We start from the raw sequence: 11,241 nt of genomic DNA, 5'->3' as shown, positions 1-11,241 counted from the left end.
CCAGGGGCGGGCTCCCCCGGCAGGCGCCTGGGGGGCTTGGGTCCCCCCGGGTTCGCACCTTCCTGGGGGTGCCTCCCTGGGGGAAAGCCGAGGGGAGGGAGCCAGGGGAAGTGCCAGGGGGAGCCGAGGGACGACGTTGGCCCTCCGTAGGACAAATTTCCGTGAAGATTACATCGTGGACCAGACCCCGAAAAAATGATGCGGCGTCTCGGATCGTGGGCGTGACGACCACATTTCGATACCAGAAGGGTTGGTCCCCAGGACCTGCGGCGGGGGTGCGGGTGGCCCCTGCACAGCAGCGAGGTGCGTGGACCCGTTGCGGGCGTCGTTGCTCGCGGGCCTTCCGGCTTTTGCCCCGCCCGGGGTGGCCTGAAACCGAGAGGTAACAAAGAGATCGTACCGGGACTGCCGCCGAACGGGCCACACGCTCACCTCGCTACCCGAGGGCGACGCCGAAGGCCGCGCCCAGTCCGTACGTCACGGCCGCCGCACCGGCGCCCAGCGCCAGCTGCCGCAGCCCGCTGAACCACCACGCCCGGGCAGTGACCCTCGCCACCATCGCGCCGCAGGCGAAGAGCCCCGCGAGGGCCAGCACCACCGCGTACCACAGCGACTGGGCACCCAGCAGATACGGCAGGACGGGCAGCACCGCGCCCACGGAGAAGGACAGGAACGAGGAGACCGCGGCCGTCGTCGGGGACGGAAGGTCGCCCGGATCGACGCCGAGCTCCTCGCGGGCGTGCGTCTCCAGCGCCTGCTCCGGGTCCTCGTGGAGCTGCCGGGCGACCTCCCTCGCGAGCCCGGGCTCCACGCCGCGCGACTCGTAGACCGCCGCGAGTTCCTTCAGCTCGTCCTCGGGGTGGCGCCGCAGCTCGCGGCGCTCGATCTCCAGCTCGGCCTGGACGAGTTCGCGCTGCGAGGCGACCGAGGTGTACTCGCCCGCCGCCATCGAGAAGGCGCCCGCGACGAGACCCGCCAGGCCGGAGATGACGATGACCCGGTTCGAAGCCGAGCTGCCCGCGACGCCCGCCACCAGGCCGAGGTTGGAGACGAGACCGTCCATCGCACCGAAGACCGCCGGGCGCAGCCAGCCGCCCTGGATGTCCCGGTGGGTGTGGGCCTGCTCCGTACCGCCAGTTTCGTCCCGCTCCATGACCGCCATGTCTGTCCGCTTCCTCCTGCCGCGGCGGAGCCGTGATCGAGCCGGCTCTCGCCCTTCCAGCCCTTCGAAGGTATGCGCGATACGAGCGCCGCCGCCAGCAAGGAAGGCCGAACTTACCTGGTAGGGGCGGGCGTCCGGGCACGGCGGAGAGGGCCCCGCCGAGAACCCTTCCGCAGGGGTTGACGCGAGCTGTCCGTGGCCGCAGGATGCCTGTCCGTGGCTGTAAACGTTTCCAGCACACGCGTTCCCGGGCTCTCCGGCCGTAGGGCTCACGCCCGGTTACGCCGCGTCGGTACGGCGCCGGACGCACCGTTGGCGGCCACGAGCACGAGGTACACAAGGGGCAAAAGGGGCAGAAGCCCGGAAGGGCCGAACGGGGCGAAGCGGCCGAAGGGGCGGGGAGTTGTCGTGACGACAGGCGGGCCTCCGACCGTCGAGACGATCGCCGAGCGGGCCGGTGTCTCCATCGCCTCCGTCTCGCGCGTGCTCAACGGGCACGGGGCGAGGCCGGAGACCGTACGCCGCGTGGAGCGCGCCGCGGCCGAGGTCGGCTACGTGCCCAACGCGGTGGCCCGCTCCCTCAAGGGCGGGCGCACCCGGCAGCTGACCTTCGCGATGCAGGACATCGGCAACCCCGTGTACGTCGAGATGGTCCGCCAGATCCAGACGATCACCAAGGCCCGCGGCTACCGACTGCTGCTGCATTCGACCGACGCCGTCGCCGAGGACGAGCTCGCCGTCGTGCGCAGCCTCGCCGACCGTACGAGCGACGGGCTGATCCTCTGCCCCATCCGCATCACCCCCGAGCACTTGAAGGCGCTGCGCACCGCCGCCCAGCCCGTCGTCGTCATCGGCTCGCTGCCCGACGACGCTCCGGTCGACAGCGTGCGCGCGGACTCCGTCACCGGCGCCGAGCTGGCCGTGAGGCATCTGGTGAGTACGGGGCGCCGCCGCATCGCGTTCGTCAACGGGCCCGCCGACACCGTGCCCGGAAGCAACCGGCTCCGGGGCTATCGCAGGGCCCTCCACGGATGCGGGCTCGACGCCGACCCCGGCCTCGTCGTGACCACGGAGTTCACCGTCGAGGCGGGCGCACGCGCGCTGCACCGGCTGCTGGACACCTGGCCGGACAGGCCGGACGGAGCACAGGGAGAGCGGCCGGAGCGCGGGTCCGCCGCGGGCCCCGGCGTCGACGCCGTCTTCTGCGCCAACGACCAGCTGGCCCTGGGTGCCGCGCAGGCGCTGCACTCCCGCGGGCTGCGCATACCGGAGGACGTCGCTGTCGTGGGCATGGACGACACCGTCCTGTGCGCGGCCGGATGGCCGCCGCTGACCAGCGTCGACCTCGGCTCCGCCGAGCGCGGGCGGATCGCCGCGGAGATGCTGCTGGAGCGGATATCCGGCGGGTCCGGGCAGGAGCCGGTCACGCGCGCGCGGGTGCGGACCGTCGCGCCCCGCCTGGTCGTCCGGGCCTCCTCCGCGCCCGCCGTCCCCTCCGCTCCGCCCGCGCCGGACGCCGGGGAGGCCACCCCGTGAGCCTCACCGCATCCGGCACCCCCGCCCGGCAGGCCAAGGGCGCGGGCACCCCGCCGCCCCGTACGGTCTCTCAGCGCCGAAGGGCCCTCGGCCTCGACCGCGACGCATGGTTCCTGCTGCTGCCCGCCCTGCTGCCGATCCTGCTGCTGAGCGCCGGACCGCTGCTGTACGGGCTGTCGCTGGCCTTCACCGACGCCCAGTCCGGGCGTACGGCGGTCACCGGGTTCACCGGCCTCGCCAACTTCGCGGACCTGCGCCTGGACTCCCTCTTCTGGGACTCCTTCCGGATCGGACTCGTCTGGGCCGTCTGCGTGACGGCGTTGCAGTTCCTGCTGGCGCTCGGGCTGGCCGTCCTGCTGAACCAGAACCTCCGCTTCCGCTGGCTGGCCCGTACGCTCGCGCTCGTTCCGTGGGCGATGCCCGAGGTCGTCGTCGGCGTGATGTGGCGGCTCGTCTACCACCAGGACGCGGGCATCCTCAACGCCACGCTGCGCGACCTGCATCTGATCTCCACGAGCGTCGACTGGCTCGCCGGCGTCTCCCTCGCGCTGCCCGCCGTGATCGTGGTCGGCGTATGGGCGGGCATGCCGCAGACAACAGTCGTGCTGCTGGCGGGACTTCAGAACGTGCCGCTGGAGCTGCACGAGGCGGCCGCGCTGGACGGGGCCGGGCTGTGGCGCCGGTTCCGGACCGTGACGTGGCCCGCGCTGAAGCCCGTCGCGCTGGCGATCACCGCCCTCAACTTCATCTGGAACTTCAACTCCTTCGGCCTGATCTACGTGCTCACCGGGGGCGGGCCCGGCGGCTCGACGCGGCTGCCGATGCTCTTCGCCTACGAAGAGGCCTTCCGCTACGGGCAGTTCGGCTACGCCGCGGCGATGGGCCTGGTGATGGTGGCCGTCGTCGCCGTACTGCTGGCGGTGTTCCTGCGCAACCGTCTGAAGGAGGACGACCGGTGATCACCACGCGATCGGGCGCCGCCACGGCCGGCCGGTATCTGGCCCTGCTCTGCTACCTGGTCTTCCTCGCCTTCCCGCTTCTGTGGCTGGTCTCCACGGCCTTCAAGTCCCCGCAGGAACTGGGCTCGGTGGACCCGTCGTGGCTGCCCCGGCACCCCTCGCTGGACAGCTTCACCGCCGCCTTCGACCAGCAGCCGCTGGCGCGTTCGGCGCTCAACAGCCTCGTCGCGGCGTCCTGCGCGGCGGCCGTGTCGGTGACGATCGCGGTGCCCGCGGCGTACGCGATGGTCAGATACCGCTCGGTGGTCAGCAGGGCGGCGACGGGCTGGATCCTGGTCAGCCAGATGTTCCCGTTCGTGCTGGTCATCATCCCGCTGTTCCTGGTGCTGAAGAGCTTCCACCTCATCGACTCCCTCACGGGCCTGATCCTCGTCTACGTCGTGTGGAACCTGCCGTTCGCGCTGTGGATGCTCCAGGGCTATGTGCGGGCCGTGCCCGCCTCGCTGGAGGAGGCCGCCGCCATCGACGGCTGCGGGCGCCTGCGCACTTTGGTCAGCGTGGTCTTCCCGCTGCTCACCCCGGGCCTGGTGGCGACGGTGATGTTCTCCTTCGTCACCGCCTGGAACGAGTTCTTCTTCGCCCTGGTCCTGCTCAAGTCGCCGGAGAAGCAGACCATGTCCGTGATCCTCACCCACTTCATCGGCGCGGAAGGCGCCGCCGACCTCGGACCGCTGGCGGCGGCCGCGCTCATGGCGACCCTCCCGAGCCTGCTCTTCTTCGCGCTGCTCCAGCGGCGCCTGGTCAGCGGCATCATGAGCGGGGCGGTGAAGGGCTGATGCGCCGCCGCGACTTCCTCACCGCGTCCGCCGCCGCGGCCGGAGCCCCCGCCCTGCTCGGCGGCTGCGCCGGCTCGCCGGAGGACGGCTCGGGTCCCCTGGACTATCTGAGCCTCGCCTGGCAGAAGGAGTCCATCGAGGTCAACAAGGCGCTGGTGGCCGAGTGGAACAAGCGCAACCCCTCGATGCGGGTCCGCTATGTGCAGGGCGCGTGGGAGAGCGTCCACGACCAGCTGCTGACGTCCTTCGAAGGCGGCGAGGCCCCCGACATCATCCACGACGAGGCCAACGACCTCACCGACTTCGCCCACGGCGGGTACCTCGCGGACCTGGGTCCGCTGCTGCCCGAGGGACTCAAGAAGCAGATCTCCAAGGCGAATTGGGACACCGCCACGATCGCGGGCGGCATCTACGGGGTGCCGTTCCTGCACGATCCACGCGTGCTCGTCGCCAACCGGAGGCTGCTGGAGAAGTCCGGACTGCGGATACCGACGGTCCAACGCCCTTGGAGCTGGGGGGAGTTCGAGGACGCCGCGAAGCAACTGACCAGGCCAGGGCGTACGTACGGCGTCGCGTGGTCGATGAAGGAGCCCGTCAACCAGTCCGTGAACCTCGCGATGAGCACGGGCGGCGCCGTCTTCCACCGCGAGCGCGGCAAGGACGTCGTCCGCTTCGACGACGCCGACTCACGCGTCTTCGAGCTGATCCGCCGTCAGGTCAACGAGGACCGTACGGCGGCCAGAAGCGCACTCGGCATGGCCGGCTCCGACACCCTTCCGGGCTTCTTCGCCGGGCGGTACGCGATCGTGCCGCTCAACTTCTCCTTCCGGCAGCAGGTCCAGCAGCAGGCCCCGGACGGCTTCGAATGGGTGACGCTGCCGATGCCCGCCGGGCGCGGCGCGGCAGGCGGGGGACAGCTTCAGGGTGTGAGCCCGCAGACCCTGTCCGTCTCGCAGGACACCTCGCGGAAGAAGGCAGCCATGGCGTTCATCGCGTTCATGACCCGGCCCGGCCACATGGCGCGTCTCGCCCTGGGCGACTGGCTCGTGCCCACCGGACGTGAGGCGCTGCGCGACCCCGCCCTCAACACCGACGAGCACGGCTGGAGCACCGGCCTGCGCATCGCCTCCGACCTGCGCGCCTCGCCCGTGCTCGGCGTGCGCGGCTATCCCGAATGGAAGGACAAGGTCGCCACGCCCGCCCTCCAGGAGTACTACGCGGGCGGCATCGGCCTGCGGGCGCTCCGCGACAAGCTCGTCGTCGACGGCAACCGCATCCTCGCCAGGTACCAGCGCTGAACCGGCCTCTCCGTACTCGTCGCAGCTCACCCGTCGCAACTCGCCCCTCGCAACTCGCAACTCGTCACCCGTACAGCCACAGCACAGATCGGCATCCCGCACCATGAGCGCAGCCCCCGCCTCCTCCTCCGTCTCCCCCGCCGCCTCCGCGCCGGAGTGGCTCCCGGACGCCCCGGTGCCCCCGGCCGCCGCCCTGCCGCCGGCGGCGCTGTGCGACCGGGCGCGCGGCGGGATGCTCGGTCTCGCGGTCGGCGACGCGCTGGGTGCTCCGGCGGAGAACATGAAACCGTCCCGGATCAGGGAACGCTGGGGCCGCATCGAGGGCTTCGTGGAGGAGGAGCCGGCGGGCACGGACGACACCGAGTACGCCATCTTCTCCGGGCTGATGCTCGCCGAGCACGGCTCGGACCTGACCCTCGCTCACGTCGAGGAGGCGTGGCACCGCTGGATCGCCGCCCCCGACGAGGGCTCCTTCCGGGGCGCCGGGTTCAGCGAGCGCGGCACGCTGGAGAACCTGCGCCGCGGCCTGGCCGCTCCCATCTCCGCGCAGCACCGGCACGCCTGGAGCGACGGACTGGCCATGCGTGCCGCGCCGTTCGGGATCTTCGCCGCCGGGCGTCCGGCCGAGGCCGCGCGCCTCGTCGCCCTCGACGGCACCGTCAGCCACGACGGCGAGGGCATCTACGGAGGGCAGGCCGTCGCCGCCGGTGTGGCCGCCGCGATGGTCGGGCGCGGCACCGACGCCGTGATCGCGGCGGCGCTGTCCGTCGTGCCCGAGGACTCCTGGACGGCGCGCTCCCTGCGGCGCGCCGTCGCCACCGCCCAGCGCGCCCGCCACGACCGGGACGCCACCCGGCTCGGACGGGAGCGCGCCGTGCGCTCCGCCGTGGTCATCGGCGGCTACCCGTGGATGGACCTGGCCCCGGAGGCGGTCGGGCTCGCGTTCGGCGCCTTCGCCGTCGCCCAGGGCGACTTCAGGGACTCCGTGCTGACCGCCGTCAACATGGGCCGCGACGCGGACACGACCGCGGCGGTCGCGGGTGCGCTCGCGGGCGCACTCGGCGGTGCCGGGGCCGTGCCCGGGGAGTGGGCGGCGGCGATCGGGCCGGCGCGGGGCAGCTGCCTGCCGTCGATGGCGGGCTACCACGTCCTGGACATCGCGGAGTTGCTCACTCCCGCCCCGTCCCTCCCCCATGGGGTCTCCTGCGGGGACGACCGCCGGGGCCGTGGCCGTGACGGCCTCGACGGTGGCCGTGACCGCCTCGACGGCGAGGGGCGGACGCGGCGATGAGCGCGGCCGGAACCGACGGCAGGGTCGTGAGGGCACGCGAGGTCCACGAGCACCGCGAGGCCGGGGAAGGACAGGAGGACGGCGAGATCGGCGGACGCCACGAGGGCCGCGCCGCCCGGGAGTTCGGCCAGGACCGCGAGCGCGGCAGCGCCGCGGAGGACGCAGGCGGCGACGACGGCGCCGGCGACCCGCGCCGTATCGAGGGGCTGCTCCTCGGCATCGCGGCGGGCGACGCCGCGGGCTGGCCCGCCGCCCGGCACCGCGCCTCGCGGATGCCCGACTGGACGCGGCGCCTCACCCGTGAACTCGACACCTTCGCCGAACAGAACGCCACCACCACGCTCCCCGTGCCCATCGCGCTCAACCAGCCGCCCGAACCGCTGCGACTGGGTCCCTCTGACGACGCCGAATGGGCCGCGTTCACCGCCGAGTCGGTGCTGACCGCCGCCGGGGCGCTCCTGAGCGACCTGGGCCGGGACCGCAGGATGCGAGCCGCCGTCGACCTGGCCTGGAACGAGCTGGCGGCGGAGGTCGCCGCCGCCGCGGGCCGCGCTCCCGAGGTGGAGTCCGCGGTGCTGCCGCTGCGTGCCCGCATCTCCGTACGGGCCGGGCTGGGGAATCTCGCGACGGGCCTGCGGCCCCCGGCGACCGGCCATGACAACCCGCACTACTTCGACGACGCCGCATGCGTGCGCGCGGCCGTACTGGCGACGGTGCACCCCGGAAATCCCACCGCCGCCGCCGACCTCGCCGAGTGCGACGCCCGCTACACGCAGGACGGCGACGGCGTGCACGGGGCCCGGGCCATGGCCGCCGCCGTCGCCGAGGCGCTGGGCGGTTCAAACGCCGAGGCCTGCGTCGCGGCGGCCCTGGAGCAGCTGCCCTCCGGTACGGAGATCCTCCGCAACGCGCGGCACGCCGTGCGGCTCGCCCGCGAGGCCGCGGCCGACCGCCCCGGCCCGGCGGGCAACGCCTTCGCCCTGGTGCCGGTGCTGGAGCACGAGATCGTCGACCACATCTACAGCTACGGCATCGCCGCCGCCGAGACCGTGCCCGTCGCGCTCGCGCTCTCCCTCGCCGCCCGGGGCGCCGTCGCCGAGGCGGTGCCGGCGGCGGCCTGCCTCTCCCGGGTCGCGGACTCCGCTCCCGCGCTGGCCGGCGCGCTGACCGGGGCCATCGGCGGCGGTGCCGCGCTGCCCCGAAGCTGGCGGGAGGCGTGCCGCACGCTCTCCGGATGTGCGCTTCCGAGGCTGGCCGGTACGGACCTCGTCGAGCTCGCCGACCTTCTCGTACGCACCGAACTCACCGCTCCCGAGGGCGCGTTCGGGGGCGTGCCGGAGGAGACACCCGTGGAAGGGATGAACTGCGCATGACGCACACACCCGCGTCCCCACGTACGCACGCACCCCCGAACACGCCCACGCTGGAGGAGCGGGTCACCGGCTGCCTCGTGGGAGCCGCCGTCGGCGACGCGCTGGGCGGCCCCGTCGAGGGCTGGAGCCCGGAGCAGATCGTGGAGCGCCACGGCGGACGCGTGCGGGGCATCGTCGGCCCGTTCCACGAGGACTGGCGCAACGCCCGGCCCATCGCGCCGTACCACAAGGGCGACGGGCACGTCACCGACGACACCCTCATGACGCACGCCCTGGTGCGGGTCTACGAGAAGGTGCGCGACCACCTCGGCGCGTACGACGTCGCGGAGAGACTCGTGCCCGATCTGATGGGCGATCCGCGCTGGATTCCCGAACTCGAGGCCGAGGCCCTGCCGTTGCAGCGCATCTTCCTCGCGGAGAAGTGGATGGTGGCGCGGCTCCACTACGGCCACGTGGATCCGCGGGAGGCCGGGGCCGGAAACATCGTCAACTGCGGTGCGGCGATGTACATGTCGCCGGTGGGCCTGGTCAACGCCGGTAATCCCGCGGCGGCTTACGCCGAGGCGCTGGACGTCGCCGGCGCCCACCAGTCCTCCTACGGGAGGGAGGCCGCCGGGGTGTTCGCCGCGGCCGTGGCCGCCGCCTGCCTGCCCGGCGCGACACCCGAGTCCGTCGTCGAGGACGTGCTGGCGCTGGCCAAGGACGGCACCCGGGACGCGATCACGGCGGTGTGCGAAGTGGCCGCGCGGCACAGCGAGTTCGAGGGCGCGCTGAAGCCGCTGCGGGAGGCCGTCACCCCGTACGACACCGTCGGCCCGGACTACCGCAGCCCGTCGCTCGGTGCGCGCCGCCCCTCCCGGCTGCACTCCATCGAGGAACTCCCCATCGCCCTGGGCATGTTGCTCGTCGGGCGCGGCGACTTCCGCCGTACGGTGCTCGGTTCGGTCAACTACGGCCGGGACTGCGACTCCATCGCGACGATGAGCGGCGCGGTTCTCGGAGCGATGCGGGGTGCGGCGGCCGTGCCGGAGGAGTGGAGCTCGGAGGTCGCCCGCGCCAGCAGGCTCGATCTGCACACCCCGGCGGCGTCGCTCGCGGCGGTCGCCCGCGAGATCTTCGACCGCGACCGCGAGCGCCGCCGGGCACACGAGGCCGCGTTCGAGGCGATCGCGGGACACGGGGCGGAGAACGCGGAGAACGCGGCGAACGCGAGGGACGCGGAGAACGCGGCGAACGCGGCCCGTACGGCCGAGGCCGCGCGTCCGGCCGACCCGGTGGAGACGGGGTCGTGATGCGCCTGACGTGGATCCAGCCCGAGGACCTCGTCGGCCACGAGATGCGTCAGGCCGCCGAGGACGGGCGTGACGCGTCGGCTGTCGCCCGCGTGTGGGCCGACGCGGGCGGCTCACCGGCGCCGGCGCGCGCCGGTGCGTCCGAGACCCCCGCGGACGGGAAGCTGCGGTCCACCGCGCTGCGGCTCCTCGACGAACTCGCCCTCCTCCCCTGCCCGTTGGCCGCCGACGAGCCGACGGAACTCGCCGCGCTCAAGGCGGCCTGCCCCGACTGGCCCGAGCCGCGGGGCCGCGGATCGTCCGGGGAAGCCCACGCGCGCACCGGCCTGCGCGAACGGCTGGAGGCGGCCTGGCTGGGCAGGGCGGCGGGCTGTCTCCTCGGCAAGCCCGTCGAGAAGCTGCCGCTCCACGGCATCCGCGAGATCGCCCGCGCCACCGGCAACTGGCCGCTGGACGACTGGTTCACGCAGACCGGCCTCCCCGCAGACCTCGCCCGGCGCATGCCCTGGAACCGGCGCAGCGCCTCCACCTCGCTCGCCGAGAACATCGACGGCATGCCGGAGGACGACGACCTCAACTACCCGCTTCTGGGGCTGCTGTTGCTCCAGCGCCACGGTCACGGCTTCACCTCCGCGGACGTCGCGTCGCTGTGGCTCGACGAGCTGCCCGCCGGCCGTACGTTCACCGCCGAGCGCATCGCGTACCGCAACCTCCTCGACGGCCTGATCCCCCCGGAGACGGGACGCCGCCACAACCCGTTCCGTGAGTGGATCGGCGCGCTGATCCGCGCCGACGTCTTCGGCTGGACGAACCCCGGCGACCCCGCGACAGCGGCCGAACTGGCCTGGCGGGACGCCACGTTGAGCCACACCGGCAACGGCGTGTACGGAGAGATGTTCGCCGCCGCCGTCATCGCCGAGGCCGCCTCGGGCGACGCGCCGGACGCCCTGGCGTGCCTGCGCACCGGCCTGCGGGTGGTTCCCGCACGCTCGCGCCTCGCGCGCGCCGTCACCTTCGGGATCGAGGCGGCGCTCGCCGAACCGACCGGCACCGCCGCCGGGTTCGAGGCCGTCGTCGACCGCGTCCACGGCGAGTACGGGCACCACCACTGGGTGCACGTACTGCCCAACGCCGCACTGCTCGCGGCCGCACTCACCCACGCCGGCGGCGACTTCACCGGCTCCATCTGCCGTGCCGTCTCCGGCGGTCTGGACACCGACTCCGTCGCCGCGACCGCGGGCTCCGTCGCCGGGCTGCTCGCGGGCTCGCCCGGCGCGCTGCCCTCCCGCTGGACCGGCCCGCTCAAGAACCGCCTCGCCACGGGCGTTTCGGGCTTCGACGGCACGGGCTTCGACGCCCTCGCCCGGCTCACCTGCGATCTCGCACTCCCCCGCCCCGCCACGGACCGACAGGAGACCCCCCTACCGTGACTCCCACGACGCCACCGCCCCCCGGCCCCGACCCCAGCCGGTCCGCACCGTCCATCGCGGTGCT

At 73.4% G+C, this 11,241-nt stretch carries 9 protein-coding genes; 8 read left to right on the top strand and 1 reads right to left on the bottom strand.

Annotated elements, in window-relative coordinates:
* Positions 1-436 precede the first annotated feature (436 nt).
* A complete protein-coding gene (locus QQM67_RS07500) occupies positions 437-1,162 on the bottom strand; it encodes a VIT1/CCC1 transporter family protein (protein WP_314172803.1) in 726 nt (241 codons plus the stop codon).
* Between the two features lie 408 nt (positions 1,163-1,570).
* On the opposite strand from QQM67_RS07500, the gene QQM67_RS07495 reads away from it, so the two are divergent.
* From QQM67_RS07495 to QQM67_RS07460, 8 genes are all read left to right on the top strand, one after another.
* On the top strand, positions 1,571-2,698 hold the full coding sequence (locus QQM67_RS07495) for a LacI family DNA-binding transcriptional regulator (RefSeq protein WP_314172802.1): 1,128 nt from the start codon (positions 1,571-1,573) through the stop codon (positions 2,696-2,698).
* Positions 2,695-3,657, top strand: a complete 963-nt coding sequence (locus tag QQM67_RS07490; RefSeq protein WP_314172801.1) for a carbohydrate ABC transporter permease — start codon at positions 2,695-2,697, stop codon at positions 3,655-3,657. The genes QQM67_RS07495 and QQM67_RS07490 overlap by 4 nt, the downstream gene beginning before the upstream one ends.
* Positions 3,657-4,493, top strand: coding sequence for a carbohydrate ABC transporter permease (locus QQM67_RS07485; protein WP_314173027.1), 837 nt, complete (start codon positions 3,657-3,659; stop codon positions 4,491-4,493). The genes QQM67_RS07490 and QQM67_RS07485 overlap by 1 nt, the downstream gene beginning before the upstream one ends.
* Complete coding sequence (locus QQM67_RS07480; protein ID WP_314172800.1) at positions 4,493-5,791, top strand: ABC transporter substrate-binding protein; 1,299 nt, start codon at positions 4,493-4,495, stop codon at positions 5,789-5,791. The genes QQM67_RS07485 and QQM67_RS07480 overlap by 1 nt, the downstream gene beginning before the upstream one ends.
* Positions 5,792-5,894: 103 nt before the next feature.
* Complete coding sequence (locus QQM67_RS07475) at positions 5,895-7,082, top strand: ADP-ribosylglycohydrolase family protein (RefSeq protein ID WP_399065648.1); 1,188 nt, start codon at positions 5,895-5,897, stop codon at positions 7,080-7,082.
* On the top strand, positions 7,079-8,455 hold the full coding sequence (locus QQM67_RS07470; RefSeq protein ID WP_314172799.1) for an ADP-ribosylglycohydrolase family protein: 1,377 nt from the start codon (positions 7,079-7,081) through the stop codon (positions 8,453-8,455). Before QQM67_RS07475 ends, QQM67_RS07470 begins: the two co-directional genes overlap by 4 nt.
* Positions 8,452-9,747, top strand: a complete 1,296-nt coding sequence (locus QQM67_RS07465; protein ID WP_314172798.1) for an ADP-ribosylglycohydrolase family protein — start codon at positions 8,452-8,454, stop codon at positions 9,745-9,747. Before QQM67_RS07470 ends, QQM67_RS07465 begins: the two co-directional genes overlap by 4 nt.
* Positions 9,747-11,177 (top strand): ADP-ribosylglycohydrolase family protein, encoded by a 1,431-nt coding sequence (locus QQM67_RS07460; RefSeq protein WP_314173025.1) that lies wholly within the window; start codon positions 9,747-9,749, stop codon positions 11,175-11,177. The genes QQM67_RS07465 and QQM67_RS07460 overlap by 1 nt, the downstream gene beginning before the upstream one ends.
* Positions 11,178-11,241 lie beyond the last annotated feature (64 nt).

It is taken from the genome of Streptomyces winkii (genome assembly GCF_032248595.1).
Lineage (GTDB): Bacteria > Actinomycetota > Actinomycetes > Streptomycetales > Streptomycetaceae > Streptomyces > Streptomyces winkii.
The sequence above is the reverse complement of the archived record's forward strand: the minus strand, read 5'-3'. Positions and strand labels throughout refer to the sequence as shown.

What these genes read in the sequence shown, in the direction of transcription:
- QQM67_RS07470 (WP_314172799.1), top strand. Translation starts at nt 7,079, where the DNA reads ATGAGCGCGGCCGGAACCGACGGCAGGGTCGTGAGGGCACGCGAGGTC.
- QQM67_RS07475 (WP_399065648.1), top strand. Translation starts at nt 5,895, where the DNA reads ATGAGCGCAGCCCCCGCCTCCTCCTCCGTCTCCCCCGCCGCCTCCGCG.
- QQM67_RS07500 (WP_314172803.1), bottom strand. Translation starts at nt 1,162, where the DNA reads ATGGCGGTCATGGAGCGGGACGAAACTGGCGGTACGGAGCAGGCCCAC.
- QQM67_RS07460 (WP_314173025.1), top strand. Translation starts at nt 9,747, where the DNA reads ATGCGCCTGACGTGGATCCAGCCCGAGGACCTCGTCGGCCACGAGATG.
- QQM67_RS07480 (WP_314172800.1), top strand. Translation starts at nt 4,493, where the DNA reads ATGCGCCGCCGCGACTTCCTCACCGCGTCCGCCGCCGCGGCCGGAGCC.
- QQM67_RS07465 (WP_314172798.1), top strand. Translation starts at nt 8,452, where the DNA reads ATGACGCACACACCCGCGTCCCCACGTACGCACGCACCCCCGAACACG.